Origin of the sequence: Blastococcus mobilis (assembly GCF_900188025.1) — a bacterium.
Taxonomy (GTDB): domain Bacteria; phylum Actinomycetota; class Actinomycetes; order Mycobacteriales; family Geodermatophilaceae; genus Blastococcus_B; species Blastococcus_B mobilis.
Genome location: NZ_FZNO01000007.1, coordinates 81702 through 103286, shown reverse-complemented (window position 1 = coordinate 103286; position 21585 = coordinate 81702). Strand labels below are relative to the sequence as shown.

Sequence of the window (21585 nt, the reverse complement as noted above, 5' to 3'; positions counted from 1 at the left end):
CACCACGTCAGGAGGACATGTGCGACGAAGCACCCTGCGGACCGCGGTCGCGGTCGTCACCGCCGGGCTCACCCTCACCGCGTGCGGCTCGGACGACGGCGGCTCCTCCGGCGGCAGCGGCTCCGACGCCGCCTCGGCCACGTCCGCCGAGGACCTGGGCGGGATGGACGCCCTGGTGGAGGCCGCGCAGGAGGAGGGCACGCTCAACGTGATCGCCCTGCCCCCGGACTGGGCGAACTACGGCGAGATGCTCGAGACCTTCAGCGAGAAGTACGACATCGAGATCAACAGCGCCAGCCCCGACGGCTCCAGCCAGGACGAGCTGAACGCCGTCCAGAGCCAGAAGGGCCAGGACCGCGCGCCCGACGTCCTCGACCTCGGCACCGCGTTCGCCCGCCAGGCGCAGGCCCAGGACCTCCTCGCCCCCTACCAGGTGGAGACCTGGGACGACATCCCGGAGAACCAGAAGGACCCTGAGGGCCACTGGTACAACGACTACGGCGGCTTCATCTCCATCGGCTGCAACGCCACGGTGGTCGCCGAGTGCCCGACGACCTTCGCCGACCTGCTCGACCCGCAGTACGCCGGCCAGGTGGCGCTCAACGGCGACCCGACCCAGGCCGCCGCGGCGTTCAGCGGCGTGTGGGCGGCGTCGCTGGCCAACGGCGGCAGCCTCGACGACATCGGTCCCGGGATCGACTTCTTCAAGCAGATCAAGGACGCCGGCAACTTCAACCCGGTCGAGATCACGCCCGCGACCATCCAGAGCGGCGAGACCCCGATTTCCATCGACTGGGACTACCTCAACGCCTCCTTCACCGAGACCTTCGCCGAGGAGGGCGTGGAGTGGCAGGTCGCCGTCCCCACCGACGGTGTCTTCGGCAGCTACTACAGCCAGGCCATCAGCAAGTTCGCCCCGCACCCGGCGGCGGCCCGGCTGTGGCAGGAGTTCCTGTACAGCGACGAGGGCCAGAACATCTGGCTGAAGGGCGGCTCGCGCCCGGTCCGGCTGCCGGCCATGGAGGAGGCGGGTACCGCCGACAGCGAGGCGCTCTCGGCACTGCCCCCGGTCGAGGGTGACGTCGAGTTCCCGACCGAGGAGCAGCAGACGGCGGCACAGGCGGTCGTCGCCGAGCGCTGGAACGCGGAGATCTCCGGCTGAGTACCGCAGCCCCGGACCGCACTCCGGACGCAGTCGCGCCGGTCTCCCGTCGGGGAGGCCGGCGCGGCCGCGTGCTCGTCGTCCTGGGTGCGCTGCCGTTCTTCCTGTACGTGGCCGTCTTCCTGCTGCTGCCGATCGCCGTGCTCGCCGTCGAGGCGTTCCGGGCGACTGATCCGGTGACCTTCGAGGAGACCTGGTCGACCGCCTCCGTCGCGGCGATCACCGAGGGCCCCTACCGGCGGGCCTACGTCGGCAGCCTGCAGCTGTCGGTGATCACCGCCGTCCTCGGAGCCGTGCTCGGTCTCGCGCTCGCCGTCGCGATCCTCCGCGCGCGGCGAGGACGGCTGCTGCGCCGGCTGGTGCTGACGGCGTCCGGGGTGCTGGCCAACTTCGGTGGGATCCCGCTGGCGTTCGCGTTCATCGCCACGATCGGCACCTCCGGCGTCGTCACCGCCCTGCTCACCGACACCCTCGGGCTGGGCCTCGGCGGATTCAGCCTGTACTCGATGGCCGGCCTGGCGCTGGTCTACCTCTACTTCCTGATCCCGCTGATGGTGCTCACGATCATCCCGGCGCTGGAGGCGCTGCGGCCGCAGTGGCGCGAGGCGTCGGACAACCTCGGGGCCAGCGGCTGGCAGTACTGGCGGCACGTCGGCGGACCGGTGCTCGCACCCCCCGTCGTCGGCGCGACGATGCTGCTGTTCGCCTCGGCCTTCGCGGCGTACGCCACCGCGGACGCGCTCGTGGGCAGCACCGTCCCGCTGGTCACGCTGCAGATCGCGAACGCCCTCTCCGGGGACGTCGTCGTCGGCTCGGAGAACCGCGGCAAGGCCCTCGCGCTGGGCATGGTCGTGCTCATCGGCCTGGTGATGGTCTTCTACGCCTGGGTCCAGCGCCGCACGCAGCGGTGGCTGGCATGACCGCGCTCGCCGAGAGCGTCGCGGGGGCCGGCGGCGTCGCTCCGGAGACACCCGTCCGACGGGGACGACGGGGCTCGGGGGCGTGGCGCTACGCCGTCCTCGCCGTCCTCGGCCTCTACTTCCTGGTGCCGATCGCGGCCTCGGTGTGGTTCACCATCCGGGAGCGCGACGGCGTCTCGCTGGAGACGTACGCCGAGATCCCGGGTGCCGAAGGCTTCACCGAGGCCTTCACCCGTTCCCTGGCCATCGCCGGCCTGACCGTCGTCATCGCGCTGGTGCTCATGGTGCCGACCGTCGTGCTGGTGAACCTCCGGCTGCCCCGGCTGCGGACGACGGTCGAGCTGCTCACCCTCATGCCGCTGGTGCTGCCTCCGATCGCCCTGGTGGTCGGCGTCCGCAGCGTGCTGGCGTGGGCTCCGGACTACTTCTTCGGGACGCCGCTGGCGGAGGCCTTCTTCGCCCTCCAGGAGCCGGCGCTGCCCTGGATCCTGGTCCTCGTCTACGTCGTGCTCGCGCTGCCGTTCGTCTACCGGGCGCTGGACGCCGGGGTCCGGGGCGCCGACCTGCGCACCCTCACCGAGGCCGCCCGCAACCTCGGGGCGTCGTGGCCGCGCGTGCTGGTCTCCGTCGTCCTGCCGGTCCTGCGGACGTCGGTGCTCAACGCCTCGTTCCTCACCCTCGCCCTCGTGATGGGGGAGTACACGATCGCCGTGATCCTGGGCTTCGAGACCTTTCCGACGTGGATCGTGCGGATCTCGGGATCCCAGTCCCAGCTCTCGGTGGCCGTCTCGGTGCTGTCGCTCGTCGTCACCTGGGTGCTGCTGCTGATGATCTCCGCGCTGGACCGCCGGCGCGGCACGAAGGAGACCTCATGACCGCCGTGTCCGCCCGGGCCGCAGGCCCCGCCGACCTGCGGGAGCGCCCGGGCGTGCCCATCCGGCTCGACGGGCTGACCCGCCGGTACGGCTCGGTCGTGGCGTTGGACGGCCTGGACATGGACATCGCCGGGGGCGAGTTCCTCGCGCTGCTGGGCCCGTCGGGCTGCGGGAAGACGACGGCGCTGCGGGCGATCGCCGGGTTCGACCAGCCCGACGCCGGCCGGGTGCTGGTCGACGGCCGTGACATCACCGGGGTCCCGGCGAGCAAGCGCGACATGGGCATGGTGTTCCAGGCCTACAGCCTCTTCCCGAACCTCACGGTCGCGGAGAACGTCGCGTTCGGTCTGCGGGTCCGGCGGCGGCCGAAGGCCGAGCAGACCGCCCGCGCCGCCGAGCTGCTGGACCTGGTCGGGCTGGCCGACCGCGCCGCGCGCTATCCCCACCAGCTCTCCGGTGGGCAGCAGCAGCGCGTGGCGCTGGCCCGCGCCCTGGCCGTCGCGCCGCAGGTGCTCCTGCTCGACGAACCGCTGTCCGCCCTCGACGCCCAGGTCCGCGTGCAGCTGCGCGAGGAGATCCGGCGGATCCAGCTCGAGCTCGGCATCACGACCGTCTTCGTGACCCACGACCAGGCCGAGGCGCTCTCGGTCGCCGACCGCGTCGGAGTGCTGCGCAGCGGTCGGCTGGAGCAGGTCGCCACGCCCGACGAGCTCTACGAGCGGCCCGCGACCGGTTTCGTCGCCCAGTTCGTCGGCACCATGAACCGGCTCCCGGCCCAGCTCGCCGACGGCCACGTGGCGCTGCTCGGCGTGCGCCGACCGCTTGCAGGCGCCGCACCCGCGGCCGGCAGCGTGGTCGCGCTGGTGCGCCCCGAGGCGCTGGAGGTCAGCGCCCACCCGGCCGGGAACGCACGGGTGGTGACGCGCACGTTCTCCGGCGCCTCGACGCGGGTCCTCGTGGCGCTCCCGGACGGCGTGGAGGTCCGGATCGACGTCGCCAGCGCGAGCAGTGCCGACCTCGTCCCCGGCGCCGCGGTGACGGTGACGCCGGCGGAGCGACCGGTGCTCGTCGTCGCGGACGAGCCGAGGGGCGAGGGGGCATGAGCGCTGTCGAGCCCGTCGGGGCCGCGACGGACGTCGACCGCTCGGACCCGGTGGGCCGCGCCTGGGTCGACCGCGCGGTGGCCGCGGTCGAGGCCGACGCCCGCCGCAGCGCCGACACCCACCTGCTGGTCTACCCGCTGCCACCCGAGTGGGGCGTCGAGCTCTACCTCAAGGACGAATCGACCCATCCGACCGGCAGCCTCAAGCACCGGCTGGCCCGCTCGCTGTTCCTCTACGGACTGTGCTCGGGCCAGATCACCGAGGGCAGCACGGTGGTCGAGGCCTCCAGCGGGTCGACGGCGGTCAGCGAGGCCTACTTCGCGCGGATGCTCGGGCTGCCGTTCGTCGCGGTCATGCCGACCTCCACGAGCCCGGAGAAGGTCGCGCTCATCGAGTTCCACGGCGGTCGCTGCCACTTCGTGGACCGGGGTCCGGACATCTACGAGGAGGCCCGGCGGCTGGCTGCCGAGTGCGGGGGCCACTACCTGGACCAGTTCAGCAACGCCGAGCGCGCCACCGACTGGCGGGGCAACAACAACATCGCCGAGTCGATCTTCAGCCAGCTCGCGCTGGAGCGGCACCCGTTGCCGGAGTGGGTGGTGGTCGGGGCCGGTACCGGCGGGACGAGCGCCACCATCGGCCGGTACCTCCGGTACCGGCGCCTGCCGACCCGGCTGGCCGTCGTCGACCCGGAGGGCTCGTCCTTCTTCCCCGGCTGGCGGGACGGCGACCCCGCGACGGCCACCGGGCGGTCCTCCCGCATCGAGGGGATCGGCCGGCCGCGGGTGGAGCCCTCGTTCGTGCCGACGATCGTCGACCGGATGATCTGCGTGCCCGACGCGGCCTCGCTGGCCGCGATGCGCGAGCTGGAGCGGGTCACCGGCCGACGGGCCGGAGGCTCGACGGGCACCAACCTCTGGGGCGCGTTCCAGCTGGTCGCCGAGATGGTCGCTCACGGGCGCACCGGCAGCGTCGTCACCCTGCTGTGCGACGGCGGGGAGCGGTACGCGCACACGTACTACTCCGACGAGTGGGTCGCCGACCAGGGCCTCGACCTCGCGCCGTACGCGGCCACGCTGGAGCGTTTCGCCGCGACGGGTCAGTGGATGCCGTCCACCTGATCGGGTCGCGTGACGCTCGTCACCGGCCCCTCGGCTCGCCGCCGCGTTACCTGCCAGTAACCTCCATGATCGGAGCCAGGCGGGCCCGTGCCCGCGTCCTGAACGCGTCGGAAGGTCAGCGCGAATGAACATCGTCGTTCTTGTCAAGCAGGTCCCGGACTCGGGGAGCGAGCGCAAGCTCGACCCGTCCGACAACACCGTCGCCCGCGCCTCGGCCGACAACGTGATCAACGAGATGGACGAGTACGCGATCGAGGAGGCGCTGACGATCAAGGAGGCGCAGGGCGGCGAGGTCACCGTGCTGACCGTCGGTCCGGACTCGGCCACCGACGCGATCCGCAAGGCCCTCTCCATGGGCGCGGACAAGGCCGTCCACGTGTCCGACGAGGCCATCCACGGCTCGGACGCCCTCCAGATCAGTGCCGTCCTCGCGGCCGCCCTCCAGCAGCTGGAGTACGACCTCGTGCTCTGCGGCGCGGAGGCCACCGACAGCCAGATGAGCGTCATGCCCGCGCTGCTGGCCGAGCGCCTCGGCATCCCGCAGCTGTCCGGCGCCCGCAAGCTCACCGTCGAGGGCTCGACCGCCCGGATCGAGCGGCAGACCGACGGCGGCTACTGGGCCGTCGAGGCGCCGCTGCCGGCGATTGTCTCGACCTGGGACACGATCAACGAGCCGCGCTACCCCTCGTTCAAGGGGATCATGGCCGCGAAGAAGAAGCCGGTGGAGACCAAGTCGCTGGCCGACCTCGGCGTCGACCCGTCGACCGTGGGCCTGGCCGCCGCCAGCACCAAGGTGCTCGACTTCGCCGGCCGCCCGCCCAAGGGCGAGGGCGTCAAGGTCACCGACGAGGGCGACGGCGCGCAGAAGCTCGTCGACTTCCTCGCCAGCCAGAAGATCGTCTGAGCCCGGCCCGGATCGAAGGAAGAGGAGAAGCACTCATGGCAGAGGTCCTGGTCCTGGCCGAGCTCAACCCGGCCGGCGGCGGAGTCCGCAAGACCACCCTGGAGGCCCTCACCGCAGCGCGTGCGCTGGGTGAGCCGTCCGCCGTCGTCGTCGGTGCCCCGGGCACCGCCGCCGGCGTGAAGGACGCGCTGGCCGAGTACGGCGCCGCCACCGTCTACGTCGCCGAGGCCCCGGAGATCGACGAGTACCTCGTCGCCCCCAAGGCCGAGGTGCTGGCCCAGCTGGTGGGCGAGAAGTCCCCGGCCGCCGTGGTGATCCCGTCCTCCCCGGAGGGCAAGGAGATCGCCGCCCGGCTGGCCGTCCGGACCGGCAGCGGTTTCCTGACCGACGTCACCGAGATCGCCGCCGACGGCACCGCCACCCAGGTCGCGTTCGCCGGGGCGACGATCGTGCACTCCCAGGTGACGACCGGCACGCCCATCTACACCCTGCGCGGCAACTCCGTCACCCCGGAGCCGGCCCCCGCCGCCGGCGCCGAGCAGCCGGTATCGGTCTCGGTCTCCGACGCCGCCAAGCAGGCGCGCGTGGTCGACCGCGTGGTCGAGCAGAAGAGCAGCCGCCCCGAGCTCACCGAGGCCTCGATAGTCGTCTCCGGTGGCCGTGGTGTGGCCAGCGCCGAGAACTTCGCGATCATCGAGGCGCTGGCGGACTCGCTCGGCGGTGCCGTGGGCGCCTCCCGCGCTGCCGTCGACTCCGGCTTCTACCCGCACAGCTTCCAGGTGGGCCAGACCGGCAAGACCGTCTCGCCGCAGCTCTACGTCGCCGTCGGCATCTCCGGCGCGATCCAGCACCGTGCCGGCATGCAGACCAGCAAGACCATCGTGGCCATCAACAAGGACCCCGAGGCCCCGATCTTCGAGCTGGCCGACTTCGGCGTCGTGGGCGACCTGAACACGGTCGTCCCGGCCGCCACCGAGCAGATCACCGCGCGGAAGTAACGGACCCGTCCTCCCCGCCCTTCGTAGAAGGACCCCCCGCCCCCCACGGCTCGCACGCTCGCCACGGGACCCTGCAGGGGCCGGGGGCCCGGGACGGGGTCGCGGCGCGGGTCCCTGCAGCGAGGCCGCGCCAGCACGTTGCGTGTCGAGCGCCGGTCCCCTTCGGGGGGTCGGCGCTCGACACATGTACGGAGCAGGCATGGGCGGGAAGCATCGGCGGTCGGAGGGGGTTGGCGGACGACGTGGGGACGAGCGGGCGGCCGACGGTGTTCGACCGGGCGCACCGGCTGACCACCGCGGGCCTGCTCATGCTGATCACCTTCGTGGCCTTCGAGTCCATGGCGGTTGCGACGGCGATGCCCACGGCGGTCGCCGAGCTCGACGGGCTGGCCTGGTACGGCTGGCCGTTCAGCGCCTTCCTCGTGGCGTCGGTGTTCGGGATGGTCCTCGGCGGTGACCTCGACGACCGCCGCGGTTCCCGCGTCGCGGTGCTGGCCGGTGTGGCCGTCTTCGCCGCCGGCCTCCTGGTGGGCGGGCTCTCCGGGCACATGGCGGTCTTCGTCGCCGCCCGCGCGGTGCAGGGGATCGGCGGCGGGATCATCGCCGTCTCGCTCTACGTCGTCGCGGGCCGTGTGCCTACCGGGCGGAGCTGCGGCCGCCGTTGTTCGCGGCCTTCTCGGCCGCGTGGGTGCTGCCCGCGCTGATCGGCCCGCTCCTCGCCGGCCTGCTCACCACGCACGTGGGCTGGCGGTGGGTGTTCCTCGGGATGCTGCCCCTGATCGCGCTCGGCCTCGCGCTGCTCCTGCCCGCCCTCCGGAGGCTCGGCGCGCCCGAGGGCCTGGCGGTGCCCGCGTCGGCCCGGCGGTGGTGGGCGCTGCTCGCCGGAATCGGTGTCGCCGCGCTGCAGTACGCCGGCCAGCGGCTGGACCCGGTCGCCCTGGGCATCGCCGCGGTGGGCGCGATGGCGCTCGTGGCGGGCCTGCGCCCGCTCCTCCCACGGGGCACCGCCGGGATGCGGCCCGGCCTGCCCGCGGTCATCGGCGCGCGGGGGATGCTGGCGGGTGCCTTCTTCGGCATGGACGCGCTGCTGCCGCTCACCCTGACCCAGCTCCACGGCTACAGCCCCACCACGGCCGGAATCCCGCTGACGGCCGGCGCGCTCGGCTGGGCGGTGGCCTCCCAACTGCAGGGGCGCCGGCCCGACGTCGCTCGGGTGGTCCTGCTCAGGATCGGCTTCCTGCTCCTGGCGGCCGGCCTCGCCGGTACCGCGCTCGTCACCGTCCCGGCCCTGCACGGCTGGCCGACCTGCGTGAGCTGGGCGGTCCCCGGGTTGGGGATGGGGCTGGGCATGCCGAGCCTGAGCGTGCTCCTGCTGGGGCAGTCGCGCGAGGATCGCCGCGGCGCGGATTCGGCCGCCTTCCAGATCGCCGACGTCACGATGTCGGCGGTGTGCGTGGGGATCGTCGGCGTCCTCGTGGCCGCCGCGGCCATGGACCTGCTCGCGTTCCCGTCGTCGGTGCTGCTCGGCATCGCCGTCCTCACCGCCCTCGCGCTGGTGGGTGCGTGGCTGTCCCCGCGGGCCGGTGCCGCCCCAGGCCCGGCGGTGCCCGCGTCTACGCTCGTTCCGGTGACCGAGTTCGCGAGGTCACGCGGAGACGGAGAATGACGGTCACGTGGCCGACGAGCCCCAGCGAGGAGGTCGGGTGACGTACCTGGACCACGCGGCCACCACGCCGGTGCTCCCCGAGGTCCTGGCTGCCATGACGGAGCAGCTGGGCCGGGTCGGGAACGCCTCCTCGCTGCACGCGAGCGGCCGGGCCGCCCGGCGTGCCGCAGAGCAGTCCCGCGAGCGGTTCGCCGAGGCCCTGGGTGCCCGCCCGTCGGAGGTGCTCTTCACCGGGGGCGGGACCGAGAGCGACAACCTGGCCGTCAAGGGTCTGTTCTGGGCGCGGCGGCAGGCGGAAGCCGGTCGCCGCCGCATCGTGGTCAGCCCGGCCGAGCACCACGCCGTCCTGGACAGCGTCGAGTGGCTGGCCAAGCACGACGGGGCGGAGATCACCTGGCTGCGGGTCGAGCCGAGCGGTCGGGTGCGGCCGCAGGCCCTGGCCGAGGCGCTCGGGGACGGTTCCGACGTCGCCCTCGCCAGCGTGATGTGGGCCAACAACGAGATCGGCACGGTGAGCGACATCCCGGCGCTGGCCGCGGTCGCGCACGAGGTCGGCGTGCCGCTGCACACGGATGCGGTGCAGGCGGTCGGCCAGGTGCCGGTCGACTTCGCCGCGAGCGGGGTGGATGCGCTCACCATGACCGGGCACAAGCTCGGCGGGCCGATGGGCGCCGGCGCGCTGCTGCTGCGGCGGGACGCCGAGTGCACCCCGCTGCTGCACGGGGGCGGCCAGGAGCGCGACGTCCGCTCCGGGACGCTGGACGTGGCCGCCATCGTCGGCCTCGCCGTCGCGACCGTCACCGCCGTCGGGTCCCGCGAGGACCGTGCCGACCGCCTGTCGGAGCTGCGCGGCCGGCTCGTCGCCGGCGTCGTGGAGCGGGTGTCCGACGCCCAGCTCAACGGTGCGCCGCTCGACGACCGCCTGGCTTCCGGGCCGGGCCGCTTGCCCGGCAATGCGCACCTGTCGTTCCCGGGCGCCGAGGGGGACGCGCTGCTCATGCTGCTGGACGCCCGGGGCATCGAGTGCTCCACGGGCTCGGCGTGCAACGCGGGCATCGCCCGCCCGAGCCACGTGCTGCTGGCCACCGGCGCCGACGCCGACCGGGCTCGGAGCTCGCTGCGGTTCAGCCTCGGCCACACCTCGACCGACGCCGACGTCGACGCCGTGCTCGACGTGATCGCGCCCGTCGTGGAGCGGGCCCGCCGGGCGGGGATGGGGCGACGATGAGGCTGCTCGCCGCCATGAGCGGGGGAGTGGACTCGGCGGTCGCCGCGGCGCTCGCCGTCGACGCCGGTCACGACGTCACCGGGGTGCACCTGGCGCTCTCGCCGGATCGGCAGACCCTGCGCAGTGGGGCGCGAGGCTGCTGCAGCGTGGAGGACGCCCACGACGCCCGGCGCGTCGCCGACGAACTCGGCATCCCGTTCTACGTCTGGGATCTGGCCGACCGGTTCCGTGAGGACGTCGTCGACGACTTCGTGGCCGAGTACGCGGCCGGCCGCACGCCCAACCCCTGCCTGCGCTGCAACGAGAAGATCAAGTTCTCCGCGGTGCTGGACCGTGCCCTCGGTCTCGGGTTCGACGCGGTCGTGACCGGCCATCACGCGCGGCTGGAGGGTGGCGAGCTGAGGCGGTCGGTCGACGCCGGCAAGGACCAGTCCTACGTGCTCGGAGTGCTGACCGGCGAGCAGCTGGCCGGGGCGATGTTCCCGCTGGGGTCGATGACGAAGGATCGGGTGCGGGAGATCGCGGCCGAGCGGGGTTTCGCCGTGGCCGCCAAGCCCGACTCGCACGACATCTGCTTCATCCCCGACGGGGACACCCGCGGCTTCCTGAACCGCCGGCTGGGGAGCCTGCCCGGGCCGGTCGTCGACGCGGCCACGGGGGAGCAGGTGGGAGAGCACGGCGGCACCTACGGCTTCACGGTCGGCCAGCGGCGCGGTCTCGGTATCGCGGTCGGTGACCAGCGGCCGCGGTACGTCCTCGCGATCGAGCCGGTGTCCCGCACGGTCACGGTCGGGACGGCCGATCTGGCCGCGGTGCCCGGAGTGCGCACGGGTCCTCCCAGCTGGACGGGGCCGGTGCCGCCGCTGCCGTTCACGGCCGAGGTGCAGGTGCGGGCGCACGCCGCACCGGTGGCCTGCCGGGTGAGCGCAGGGGACGACGGCGGGCTGCTGATCGAGTTCGCCGAGGAGCAGCGCGGCGTGGCTCCCGGCCAGTCGGCCGTGCTCTACGAGCCCGACGCCGTCCGGGGTGACCGCGTGCTGGGACAGAGCGCCGTGCGGACGGCGTGCGCGACGGAGGAGCCGCTGTCCCGCTGAGCCCGCGGGTGGTGACCGGGGACGCTGCCGGGGCGGGTTACCGTCGCCGTCGTGACCTCCTCGATCGATGCCTCCGACCCGGGGCCGGCTCCGGCGTCGTGGGGGTCGGCCTCCGGCGTCGGATCCCTCCCCGGCATCGACCCGGCCGAGGCAGTGCGCCTCGTCGTGGGGGAGCTGCCCGATTTCGCCCACCTCCCCGAGCTGCCCGCCCGTGGGGCAGGTGCCGACCTGATCGGCCGGAGCGCCGGCCTGCTGGTCGACCTCGCCGTCGACCTGACTCCTGCCGGCTGGCGGCTGGTCCCGCGCTCGGGCATCGACCAGCGCCGTGCGCGGGAGTTCCTGGCTCGTGACCTGGACGCCCTGTACGACGTCGCCGACGGCTGGACCGGTCCACTGAAGGTGCAGGCCGCCGGCCCGTGGACGCTGGCCGCGGGCCTCGAGCGCAGCCGGGGCGACCGCGCAGTGGTCGACGCCGGCGCCCGCCGGGATCTCGCGCAGTCCCTGGCGGAGGGGCTGGCCGGGCATGTCGCCGCCGTCGCCGCCCGGGTGCCCGGCGCCCAGGTCGTCGTCCAGCTCGACGAACCCTCTGTCCCCGCCGTCCTGCAGGGTGGGCTGCCCACGGTGAGCGGGTTCGGCAAGCTGCCCGCGGTCGAGGCAACGGTGGTGGAGCAGGAGCTCGCCGACCTGGTCGACCGGCTCCCCGTCCCGGTCGTCGTGCACTGCTGCGCCGCTCGCGCGCCACTGGAGCTGTTCCGGGCCGCCGGTGCCGCGGCCGTCTCCTTCGACCTCGGTCTCGTGCAGGACCTCGACGCCGCCGGGACCGCGATCGAGGCCGGCACGCACCTGTTCCCCGGCGTCGTCCCCGGCACCGACACGGCGCTGCCCGCGCCGAAGGCGACGGCGTCCCGGGTCCAGGCCTGGTGGCGGGAGCTCGGCTTCCCCGCCGCTGACCTGCCCGCCGCCGTCACCCTCACCCCGTCCTGCGGGCTGGCCGGAGCTTCTCCGGCGTACGCGCGGTCGGCGATGGCGCACGTCCGCGAGGCCGCGAAGTACCTCCAGCCGGAGTGATCCACGACCGGGGGAACCCCGGTTGGCCGTCGTACCTGCCGGATACCGTCTGCTGGTGAGCACTGAGGCCGAACTCGACGCCCCCGCGGTCGCGGCCGCGGTCGACCGCGAGGACGTCACCGAGGTCCCCGACGGCGCCCGCACCCGGCATCGCGACCTCTCCGAGGAGCTGGACCGGTACGCCTTCGCCTACTACGTGCGCGACGAGCCGTTGGTCAGCGACGGTCAGTACGACGAGCTGATGGGGGAGCTCAAGGCGATCGAGGCGGCCCACCCCGCGCTGGTCACACCCGACTCGCCGAGCCAGAAGGTCAACGGTGGCTTCACCGCGACCTTCGCGCCGGTGCAGCACCTCGAGCGCATGCAGAGCCTGGACAACGCCTTCTCCAGCGACGAGCTCTCCGCCTGGGCCGCCCGGGTGGAACGGGAAGGAGCTGCCGGCGCCAGCTACCTGTGCGAGCTGAAGGTCGACGGGGTCGCCGTCGCCATCGTCTACGAGAACGGCCGGATGATCCGGGCCGCGACCCGCGGCGACGGGACGACCGGGGAGGACGTCACCGCCAACGTCCGGACCATGGCCGGCGTCCCCCAGCAGCTGACCGGCGAGGACGTCCCCGAGCTGCTTGAGGTGCGGGGGGAAATCTACTTCCCCGTGGCCGCCTTCGCCGATGTCAACGCCGGCATGGTGGAGCAGGGCAAGGCGCCCTTCGCCAACCCGCGCAACGCCGCGGCCGGCTCCCTGCGTCAGAAGGACCCCCGCGTCACCGCGTCCCGGCCGCTGCGCCTGGTCGTCCACGGCCTGGGCGCCCACCGAGGTTTCCGGGTCGACCGCCAGTCGGCCGTCTACGACGAGCTCCGCGCCCTGGGCCTCCCGGTGAGCGACCGCTTCGAGGTCGTCGACGACCTCGCGGGCGTGTGGGCCTACATCGAGCGCTACCGGGAGCAGCGGCACTCGGTCGAGCACGAGATCGACGGCGTCGTCGTCAAGGTCGACCAGGTCTCCCTCCAGCGGCGGCTGGGCTCCACCTCGCGGGCACCGCGCTGGGCCATCGCCTTCAAGTACCCGCCGGAGGAGGCGACGACGAAGCTGCTCGACATCCGCGTCAACGTCGGTCGCACCGGGCGGGTCACGCCCTTCGCCTACATGGAGCCGGTGAAGGTGGCCGGATCCACGGTGCAGCTGGCCACGCTGCACAACGCGTCCGAGGTCAAGCGCAAGGGCGTGCTCATCGGCGACACGGTCGTCATCCGCAAGGCGGGGGACGTCATCCCCGAGGTCCTGGGTCCGGTGGTCGCCGCCCGCGACGGCTCCGAGCGCGAGTTCGTCATGCCCACCCACTGCCCCGAGTGCGGGACCGAGCTGCGACCGGAGAAAGAGGGCGACGCCGACATCCGCTGCCCGAACGCGCGGTCCTGCCCCGCGCAGCTGCGTGAGCGGGTGTTCCACGTCGCGGGTCGCGGCGCATTCGACGTCGAGAACCTCGGCTACGAGGCGGCGATCGCGTTGCTGCAGAGCCGGCTCCTGCAGGACGAGGGCGACATCTTCTTCCTCGACGGGGAGCAGTTGCAGCGGTCGCCGTTCTTCACCAAGAAGAACGGCGAGCTGTCGGCGAACGGTCAGAAGCTGCTCGCGAACCTGCAGAGCCGCAAGGACGTCCCGCTGTGGCGCGTGCTGGTGGCCCTCTCGATCCGGCACGTCGGTCCCACGGCCGCTCAGGCGCTGGCCCGTGACTTCCGGTCGATGGACCGGATCATGGCTGCCTCCGAGGAGGAGCTGGCCGCCGCCGACGGCGTCGGCCCCACCATCGCGAGGTCCGTGCGCGACTGGTTCGGGGTCGACTGGCACCGCGACGTCGTCGAGAAGTGGCGCAGTGCCGGGGTCCGGATGGCCGACGCTGGCGAGGATGCCCCGCCCGGGCCGCTCACCGGCGTCACCGTCGTGGTGACCGGTTCCCTGCGCGACCTCAGCCGCGACCAGGCCATCACGGCGATCCAGGAGCGCGGTGGCAAGGTCACCGGCTCGGTGTCGAAGAAGACCGGTTTCGTCGTCGTGGGCGCCGACCCCGGCAGCAAGTACGACAAGGCGGTGCAGGTCAAGGCGCCGATCCTGGACGACGACGGTTTCCGGGTGCTCCTCGACGAGGGCCCGGAGGCGGCGCTGGCCGTCGCCACGATCGGGGAGGCGTAGTCCGCCCCTCCAGGGAACCGCCCCGAGCTCCCGAGGGGCCGGGGAGGGGTCCTCTCCCTAGTCCGGGGGCAGGGACGCCACGGTGGTCGCGATGCCGGTCAGGTGCGCGAGCCGGAGCAGCTCCGACCGGCGGAAGGCCGGGCCACCGGAACGACCCACCACCACCGCGCAGCCCGGGCCGCCGTAGGGAGCGGCCATCATCTCGATGGCCATCTCCCGCCACCGCTCCGGCAGCCACTCGTCGTCGCTGGGCAGCAGCCGCGGCCCGCTCAGCGGCATCCACGGGAGGGTGAGTCCCTCGAACGTCGGGGCGGCGTCGGAGGCTGCCGCCACTTCCCACGCGGGCCCACCCGCGGAGGACGGCTGGACCGCCGAGAGCACGACGGCCCAGCCGCTGTGGAAGACCCGCGGCAGCTCGGCCGCCAGCAGCTTCGCCGACAGGGAGGGCTCGGGAGGGCTTCCGGCCCCGCGGGCCAGCGCGTCCAGCAGTTCCAGCTCGCGGTGGGTGTCCAGCGGGCCGGCGAAGGGCCGCAGCGTCTCCACCGAGACCCCGGGGACGGTCTGTGCGGCGGTGATCAGGCTGTCGGGCAGCCGGCCGGGGGGCAGGTCCACGACGACGTCGTCGACCGCCACACCGTTGCCGCGCTCGAGGACGTCGAGGGAGACGATGTCGACGCCGGCGGAACCGAGCGCGGTGGCGACGGCGCCGAGGGCGCCGGGCTTGTCGGGAACCACCAGGCGCAGGAGATAGGACACGCTTCCTCCGGGGCTGCCCATGGCCCCCTTCCGGGGCCCGCCGCGAGCGTGCGAGCGGTGGGGAGAAGGGGATCCTTCTCCCGTCGATCGCGTGCGTGCAGCTTCTCACGTCCGCTTCCGCACCGGATGCCACCGGCGGGGCCCACGTAGAGTGGGCGGGTCACGTCCGGCCGAGAAGCCGGGCCCACCTCAGCCGTTCGGCACTGCGAAGTGGAGTTCCACCCCAGCATGAGCACGCTCTCCCGGAAGGATGTCGCGCACCTCGCGCGCCTGGCCCGGCTGGCGGTGACCGACGAGGAGCTCGATCTCTTCGCCGGCCAGCTCGCCGACGTGCTCGACGCCGTGGCCCAGGTCGGGAAGGCCGCCGTCGAGGAGGTGCCGCCCACGACGCACGCGGTGCCCATGACCAACGTCATGCGCGAGGACGTCGTCGGGCCCAGCCTGCCCCGCGAGATCGTCCTCGCCGGGGCGCCGGCCGCCGAGGAGGGCCGCTTCCGGGTGCCGCGGATCCTGCAGGAGGAAGCGTGACCACGACTCCCGAGAACGAGGTGCGCGCGAGCACCGACGTGACCTCGATGACGGTGACCGAGCTGCAGGCGGCCCTGCAGGACGGCGCCACGTCCGCCGAGATCACCCAGGCCTACCTGGACCGCATCGCCGCCGATGACGACGTCCTCGGCTCCTACCTGCACGTCGACCCCGCGGCTGCCGTGGAGCGAGCGGCCGCCATCGACGCGGCCGGCAGCGCGGGCTCGGGGCTGGCCGGCATCCCGGTCGCGCTCAAGGACGTCATCGTCACCGCAGGTGTCCCGACGACCAGCGGCTCGAAGATCCTCGAGGGCTGGAAGCCGCCCTACGACGCCACGGTCGCCGCGCGGCTCGGCGCCGCGGGCACGGTGCTGCTCGGCAAGACCAACATGGACGAGTTCGCGATGGGCTCCTCCACCGAGAACTCCGCCTACCGGATCACCCGCAACCCCTGGGATCCCGAGCGCATCCCGGGTGGGTCCTCCGGCGGCTCGTCCGCGGCGGTCGCCGGCGGCCTCGCCCCGTGGGCGATCGGCACCGACACCGGCGGCTCGATCCGCCAGCCCGCCGCCCTCACCGGGCTGGTCGGCCACAAGCCGACCTACGGCTCGGTGTCCCGCTTCGGCCTCATCGCCTTCTCCTCGAGCCTGGACCAGGCCGGGCCCATGGCGCGCACCGTCCTCGACGCAGCACTGCTGCACGAGGCGATCGGCGGGCACGACCCGCTGGACTCGACCAGCATCGACGCCCCCGTGCCGGTGCTCGCCGAGGCCGCCCGCCGCGGCGCCGGGGGTGACCTGACGGGCCTGAAGGTCGGGATCGTCCGCGAGCTCGGCGGCGAGGGCCACACCGACGGCTACGAGCCCGGCGTGCTGGCCCGCGTCGCCGAGGCCGTGGCCCTGCTGGAGAGCATGGGTGCCGAGGTCCGTGAGGTCTCCTGCCCCGCGTTCGACCTGGCGCTGCCGGCCTACTACCTGATCGCTCCCAGCGAGGCGTCCTCCAACCTGTCCCGCTTCGACGGCGTCCGCTACGGCTTGCGGGTGGGGGACGACGGGAGCCGCGACCTCGACGAGGTCATGGCGTTGACCCGCGAGCGGGGCTTCGGTGCCGAGGTGAAGCGCCGCATCATCCTGGGCACCTACGCCCTGTCCAGCGGCTACTACGACGCCTACTACGGCCAGGCCCAGAAGGTCCGGACGCTGATCAGCCGCGACTTCTCCGCCGCCTACGACGAGGTGGACGTCGTGGTCAGCCCGACGACGCCGACCGTCGCCTTCCCGCTCGGCTCCCGCGTCGACGATCCGGTCGCCATGTACGCCGCGGATCTCTGCACGCTGCCGGCGAGCCTGGCCGGGGTGCCCGCCATCTCGGTGCCCTGCGGGCTCTCCGACGGGTTGCCCGTCGGCTTCCAGATCATGGCGCCGGCGCTCGCCGACGACCGCTGCTATCGCGTCGCCGCAGCGCTGGAGAGCGCGCAGGACGACGCCCGCGGCTCCCGGTTCCTCGACCAGCTGCCCCATCGTGACGCCCAGGCCGCCGGCGGTGCCGCGTGAACGGCGCACTCAAGGCCGCCTGGGTCCTCACCGCGTTCGTCGTCCTGGCCGGCGCCGCGCTCTGGATCGGCACCGGACGCGCCGTCTTCGCGGTCTTCATCGTCCTGGGCGTGCTGACCGGCATCGGCGCGGTGCTCACCGGCCGCACCGGCCCGAAGGAGAACAACCCCTCATGAGCGACACCCTGGTCGGCTTCGACGAGGTCCTCACTCGCTACGAGCCGGTGATCGGCCTCGAGACCCACGTGGAGCTCGGCACCGCCTCCAAGATGTTCTGCGGCTGCTCCACGACGTTCGGGGCCGAGCCCAACACCCAGACCTGCCCGGTGTGCCTGGGCCTGCCCGGCTCCCTCCCGGTGGCCAACGCCGCCGCGATCGAGTCGACGATCCGCATCGGCCTGGCCCTGGGCTGCCGCATCGCCACCTGGTGCCGGTTCTCGCGGAAGAACTACTTCTACCCGGACATCCCCAAGGGCTTCCAGACCACCCAGTACGACGAGCCGCTCTGCACCGCCGGGCATCTGGACGTCGAGGTCGACGGCGAGACCTACCGCGTGGAGATCGAGCGGGTGCACCTCGAGGAGGACACCGGCAAGAACCTGCACGTCGGTGGCGCCACCGGCCGCATCCACGGCGCCGACCACTCGCTGATCGACTACAACCGCGCGGGCATCCCGCTGGTCGAGATCGTCACCCGCCCGATCCCCGGCGCCGGCGCCAAGGCGCCCGAGGTGGCTCGCGCCTACGTCACCGAGCTGCGCGAGATCCTGCTGGCCCTCGGCGTCTCCGAGGTGCGCATGGAGCAGGGCAACCTGCGCTCCGACGTCAACACCTCGCTGGCCCCGATCGGCAGCCTGGAGTGGGGCACCCGCACCGAGACCAAGAACGTCAACTCGCTGCGCTCCGTCGAACGCGCCGTCCGCTTCGAGATGCGCCGCCAGGCCGCCGTCCTGGACGCGGGGGAGCGGGTCCTGCAGGAGACCCGGCACTTCCACGAGGACACCGGCACCACCTCGCCGGGTCGCAGCAAGGAGGAGGCCACCGACTACCGGTACTTCCCCGAGCCCGACCTCGTGCCGGTCGCCCCCGACGAGGAGTGGGTCGCCAAGCTCGCCGCCATGCTGCCCGAGCTGCCCGCCGCCCGACGGGCGCGGCTGTCGGAGGAGTGGGGGATCTCGCCGACCGAGATGGCCTGGCTGGTCAACGCCGGTGCCGTCGAGCTGGTCAGCGACACCGTCGCGGCCGGCGCCTCGCCCGCGGACGCCCGCAAGTGGTGGCTGGGCGAGCTGGCCCGTCGGGCCAACGACGCCGGCGTCGACCTGGCGGAGCTCGCCGTCACCCCGGCGCAGGTCGCCGAACTGGTCGGCCTGGTCGCGGCCGGCACGATCAACGACCAGCTCGCCCGGCAGGCGCTCGACGGCGTGCTCGCCGGGGAGGGCGACCCGGCCGCGATCGTCGAGAGCCGCGGTCTGGCGGTCATGGGCGAGTCCGACGAGCTGGTCGGCGCCGTCGAGGCGGCCATCGAGGGCAACCCCGATGTCGCCGAGAAGGTGCGCGGTGGCAAGGTGCAGGCCATCGGCGCCCTCGTGGGCGCGGTCATGAAGACCACCCGCGGCAAGGCCGACGCCGCCACCGTCAAGCGGATGCTCGAGGAGCGGCTGCTGTAACACTGCGGTCCTCGGGACCGCACCGCGGCCAGCAGCCGTTCCCCGGTCGCGCTGAGCCCTTGCGTCGTCCCGGCCGGGAGCCCTCCGGGCTCCGCGCCCGGGACGACCAGGCCTCTACAGCGGCGACGCGCCGGCCGCGGACGGCGGGAGGATCCGGAGCACCCGGTCGTCGTCCTCGATCGGTGTCCCGACGCCGTCGCGGTTGGACGTGGTGATCCAGAGCGCGCCCTCGGCGTCGATGACGACGGTGCGGAGCCGGCCGTACTGGCCGCCCAGGAACTCCTCCGGGTCGCCCACCACGGCCCCGGCACCGTCGAGTGCGAAGGCGTGCACCCGCTCCCCGTCCAGTGCGCCGAGGAAGATCCCGCCACCGGCAGCGGCGCAGCCGCCGAGGCCACTCTCCTCGGCGGGCACCTCGATCAGCGGCGCGACGGTGCCGTAGTCGGTGCCGCGGACGACCCGGTCGACCTCGTCCGCTCCCTCGGTGGCGTCGTCGGTGGCGTACAGCGTCCCCTGGCCGGCCTCGTCCGGCACCGGTGACCGGCAGAGCGCCGTCACGTCGCGGTGGCCCCGGCTGAAGACCGGGGACGGGCCCACGGACCGCCCGAACACGTCGATCTGCAGCACCTTGCCGCCCAGCGAGCCGAGGTCCCGGCCGAGGGTGGGATCCCCGGCGTCGCCGGTGCCCACGAACAGGGTGCCGTCGGTCCCGAACAGCAGCCCGCCGCCGTTGTGCCGCTCCCCCCGGGGGATGCCGGTCAGCACCGGGTTCGGTGTGCCGCCGAGCGGAAAGCGCACGACCCGGTTGTCGGTCGCCGTCGACACGTAGGCGTAGAGCAGGCCGTCCTCGAGGTAGGTGGGCGAGAGGGCCAGGCCCAGCAGGCCTCCGTCGCCGGCCGTGTCGATGCCCGGCACCGTCATCAGCTCGCGCGCGGGGGAGCGGTCGGGGAACACGTGGACGAGGCGGCCGGTGTCGCGCTCGCCGACGATCGCGCTGCCGTCGGGCAGGAGGACGAGGCCGGTCGGGACGGAGAGCCCGGACGCGACCACGTTCGGGTCGCCGCCCTCCTCGCCGGACCCGGGCAGCGCCGGGTCACCGGGGACGGGGGCGCTCGACGACGGCGGCCCCACCTCGGGCGGCGCGCCCTCCGGCAGCGGGCGGAAGGGCCCGCTCGGCTCGTAGCCGCCGTCCCCGCAGCCGGTCAGTACGACGGCGGTGAGCACGACCGCAGCCAGACGGGACGCACCCGCTGCCGCCCGCCGTCCCACCTGGTCGAGAGTACGTGCGCCCGGCGGCCCGCCGCCTAGAGTCCGGAGTCGTGCCCCACCTGCCCCTGGAACCCGGCGAGACCCTGCACGTTCTCGTGCCCTCCCGCGCGATCGGCGCCGCGGTCGAGGACCTGTCCCCGCGCGTCCGCGCCCACCGCATCGACCCGGACGACGGCCCGCCGTCGGGCGATGCGGCCCTCGCGCAGGTGTGGGTGCCGCGCTCCGGCGGCGCGACCCTGCCGGACAACGGCTTCGTGGAGGGCCTGTCCCGACTGCGGCTCGTGCAGCTGCTCTCCGCCGGCGCGGAGAAGTTCGCCGGCCGGCTCCCTGCGGGGGTGATGCTCTGCAACGCCCGCGGAGCGCACACCCCCTCGACGGCGGAGTGGGCAGTCACCGTCACGCTCGCTGCCCAGCGCGGCATCCCGTTCTTCGTCCGCGAGCAGGACGCCGGGCGCTGGTCGTTCAGCACCCACAGCTCACTCGTCGGCGCCCGGGTGCTCGTCGTCGGCGCGGGCGACATCGGCCGGGCGATCGGCCGGCTGCTCGCCGGCTTCGACGTCGAGCTGACCTACGTCGCCCGGACCGCCCGCGAGGGCGTCCGGGCCATGCGCGACCTGCCGGAGCTGCTGCCGCACGCCGACGTGGTGATCCTCATCGTGCCGGTGACGGCGGAGACCACGGGCATGGTCGACGCCGGCTTCCTCGCCGCGATGCAGGACGGCGCCCTGCTGGTCAACGCCGCCCGCGGGGTGATCGTCGACACCGACGCCCTGCTCACCGAGCTGCGCGCGGGCCGGCTCCGCGCGGCGCTGGACGTCACCGACCCGGAGCCGCTGCCCCCGGGCCACCCGTTGTGGTCGGCGCCCGGGCTGTTGCTCACCCCGCACGTCGGCGGCGAGGTGCCGCAGACGGGGGCTCGTGCGGCGGCGGCGGTCACCGGCCAGATCGCCCGGATCCTGGCCGGGGAGGCGCTGGAGAACGTCGTCGACCGCTACTGATCCTTCTCGGTCGGTGGCTCCGGGACCTCGAGGCGGCCACCGGACAGGGCGGCGAGCCGAGGGAGATCGCGCGCCCGCATCACCGGCAGTCGCACCTCGGTGCGCGCGGTGGTGACCAGCCAGAGGTCGCCGCGCGGGGCGACGCGGATCCCGGCGAGCCGGCTCCAGGGCACCTGCCGCTGCCCGAGCAACGAGCGGACGGTCAGCCCGTCGTCCCCGATGTCGACGCCCACCCGCACCACCCACGCCGCAATCACGGCGGGCACCAGCAGGACCACCAGCGTCCAGCCCGACACCGTCGCCAGTGGCAGCATGCAGAGCGCGAGGAGGGCGACGGGAAGGAGTGCGGTCCGACTCGTCCGCAGCCGGGCAGGGGGGCTCACGGATGGTGATGTTCCCACCCGCGCCGGACACGTCGTGGACCGAACGGCCTACCATCGCCGCTCGTGAGCGAACGTGCCGGCTCACGGAGACGACACGGCAACCAT

Annotated in this window: 21 protein-coding genes; 18 read left to right on the top strand and 3 right to left on the bottom strand. The window is 73.6% G+C overall.

Features of this window, described 5'->3' with window-relative positions; all coding sequences use genetic code 11:
- Positions 1 to 19 precede the first annotated feature (19 nt).
- From CHB94_RS08250 to ligA, 13 genes are all read left to right on the top strand, one after another.
- Positions 20 to 1162 (top strand): ABC transporter substrate-binding protein, encoded by a 1143-nt coding sequence (locus CHB94_RS08250; RefSeq protein WP_217899226.1) that lies wholly within the window; start codon positions 20 to 22, stop codon positions 1160 to 1162.
- A 71-nt stretch (positions 1163 to 1233) separates the two neighbouring features.
- Positions 1234 to 2082: an ABC transporter permease gene (locus CHB94_RS08245; protein WP_089336093.1), complete on the top strand. Its 849-nt coding sequence runs from the start codon at positions 1234 to 1236 to the stop codon at positions 2080 to 2082.
- Entirely contained in the window at positions 2079 to 2957 is an 879-nt protein-coding gene (locus CHB94_RS08240) for an ABC transporter permease (protein WP_217899225.1), read from the top strand. Before CHB94_RS08245 ends, CHB94_RS08240 begins: the two co-directional genes overlap by 4 nt.
- Complete coding sequence (locus CHB94_RS08235; protein WP_089336092.1) at positions 2954 to 4060, top strand: ABC transporter ATP-binding protein; 1107 nt, start codon at positions 2954 to 2956, stop codon at positions 4058 to 4060. Before CHB94_RS08240 ends, CHB94_RS08235 begins: the two co-directional genes overlap by 4 nt.
- Positions 4057 to 5181, top strand: coding sequence for an L-cysteine desulfhydrase Cds1 (cds1, locus tag CHB94_RS08230; protein WP_089336091.1), 1125 nt, complete (start codon positions 4057 to 4059; stop codon positions 5179 to 5181). The genes CHB94_RS08235 and cds1 overlap by 4 nt, the downstream gene beginning before the upstream one ends.
- Before the next feature lie 124 nt (positions 5182 to 5305).
- Positions 5306 to 6085 (top strand): electron transfer flavoprotein subunit beta/FixA family protein, encoded by a 780-nt coding sequence (locus CHB94_RS08225; protein ID WP_089336090.1) that lies wholly within the window; start codon positions 5306 to 5308, stop codon positions 6083 to 6085.
- 35 nt (positions 6086 to 6120) lie between these two features.
- Complete coding sequence (locus CHB94_RS08220; RefSeq protein WP_089336089.1) at positions 6121 to 7083, top strand: electron transfer flavoprotein subunit alpha/FixB family protein; 963 nt, start codon at positions 6121 to 6123, stop codon at positions 7081 to 7083.
- Positions 7084 to 7313: 230 nt separating this feature from the next.
- Positions 7314 to 7787, top strand: a complete 474-nt coding sequence (locus tag CHB94_RS26080) for an MFS transporter (RefSeq protein ID WP_254920496.1) — start codon at positions 7314 to 7316, stop codon at positions 7785 to 7787.
- Complete coding sequence (locus CHB94_RS08215; protein WP_254920495.1) at positions 7745 to 8749, top strand: MFS transporter; 1005 nt, start codon at positions 7745 to 7747, stop codon at positions 8747 to 8749. Before CHB94_RS26080 ends, CHB94_RS08215 begins: the two co-directional genes overlap by 43 nt.
- A gap of 37 nt (positions 8750 to 8786) precedes the next feature.
- Complete coding sequence (locus tag CHB94_RS08210) at positions 8787 to 9977, top strand: cysteine desulfurase family protein (RefSeq protein ID WP_089336088.1); 1191 nt, start codon at positions 8787 to 8789, stop codon at positions 9975 to 9977.
- Positions 9974 to 11071, top strand: a complete 1098-nt coding sequence (mnmA, locus tag CHB94_RS08205) for a tRNA 2-thiouridine(34) synthase MnmA (protein ID WP_089336087.1) — start codon at positions 9974 to 9976, stop codon at positions 11069 to 11071. Before CHB94_RS08210 ends, mnmA begins: the two co-directional genes overlap by 4 nt.
- A 51-nt stretch (positions 11072 to 11122) precedes the next feature.
- The gene (locus tag CHB94_RS08200) at positions 11123 to 12139 is read left to right on the top strand and encodes a methionine synthase (protein WP_254920494.1); all 1017 of its coding nucleotides are present in this window, start codon (positions 11123 to 11125) and stop codon (positions 12137 to 12139) included.
- 55 nt (positions 12140 to 12194) lie between these two features.
- Positions 12195 to 14327, top strand: a complete 2133-nt coding sequence (gene ligA / locus CHB94_RS08195; protein WP_089336085.1) for an NAD-dependent DNA ligase LigA — start codon at positions 12195 to 12197, stop codon at positions 14325 to 14327.
- Between the two features lie 57 nt (positions 14328 to 14384).
- Here the strand turns inward: ligA and CHB94_RS08190 are convergent, their stop codons facing one another.
- Positions 14385 to 15083, bottom strand: a complete 699-nt coding sequence (locus tag CHB94_RS08190) for an ACT domain-containing protein (protein WP_089336084.1) — start codon at positions 15081 to 15083, stop codon at positions 14385 to 14387.
- Between the two features lie 228 nt (positions 15084 to 15311).
- Between CHB94_RS08190 and gatC the strand changes: the two genes are divergently transcribed.
- From gatC to gatB, 4 genes are read left to right on the top strand one after another with little or no spacing between them, the layout of a single operon-like run.
- The gene (gatC, locus tag CHB94_RS08185) at positions 15312 to 15611 is read left to right on the top strand and encodes an Asp-tRNA(Asn)/Glu-tRNA(Gln) amidotransferase subunit GatC (protein WP_089336179.1); all 300 of its coding nucleotides are present in this window, start codon (positions 15312 to 15314) and stop codon (positions 15609 to 15611) included.
- Positions 15608 to 17164 carry an Asp-tRNA(Asn)/Glu-tRNA(Gln) amidotransferase subunit GatA gene (gatA, locus tag CHB94_RS08180; RefSeq protein WP_254920493.1) on the top strand — a complete coding sequence of 519 codons (1557 nt, stop codon included), beginning with the start codon at positions 15608 to 15610 and terminating at the stop codon, positions 17162 to 17164. Before gatC ends, gatA begins: the two co-directional genes overlap by 4 nt.
- Positions 17161 to 17340 carry a hypothetical protein gene (locus tag CHB94_RS08175; RefSeq protein WP_089336083.1) on the top strand — a complete coding sequence of 60 codons (180 nt, stop codon included), beginning with the start codon at positions 17161 to 17163 and terminating at the stop codon, positions 17338 to 17340. Before gatA ends, CHB94_RS08175 begins: the two co-directional genes overlap by 4 nt.
- Positions 17337 to 18830, top strand: coding sequence for an Asp-tRNA(Asn)/Glu-tRNA(Gln) amidotransferase subunit GatB (gatB, locus tag CHB94_RS08170; RefSeq protein ID WP_089336082.1), 1494 nt, complete (start codon positions 17337 to 17339; stop codon positions 18828 to 18830). Before CHB94_RS08175 ends, gatB begins: the two co-directional genes overlap by 4 nt.
- 114 nt (positions 18831 to 18944) lie before the next feature.
- Here the strand turns inward: gatB and CHB94_RS08165 are convergent, their stop codons facing one another.
- A complete protein-coding gene (locus CHB94_RS08165; RefSeq protein ID WP_089336081.1) occupies positions 18945 to 20099 on the bottom strand; it encodes a PQQ-dependent sugar dehydrogenase in 1155 nt (384 codons plus the stop codon).
- 50 nt (positions 20100 to 20149) lie between these two features.
- On the opposite strand from CHB94_RS08165, the gene CHB94_RS08160 reads away from it, so the two are divergent.
- A complete protein-coding gene (locus CHB94_RS08160) occupies positions 20150 to 21097 on the top strand; it encodes a 2-hydroxyacid dehydrogenase (RefSeq protein WP_176445467.1) in 948 nt (315 codons plus the stop codon).
- Here CHB94_RS08160 and CHB94_RS08155 read toward each other — a convergent pair.
- Entirely contained in the window at positions 21091 to 21480 is a 390-nt protein-coding gene (locus tag CHB94_RS08155; protein WP_254920492.1) for a PH domain-containing protein, read from the bottom strand. The two genes, CHB94_RS08160 and CHB94_RS08155, sit on opposite strands and share 7 nt — an antisense overlap.
- Between the last annotated feature and the right edge of the window lie 105 nt (positions 21481 to 21585).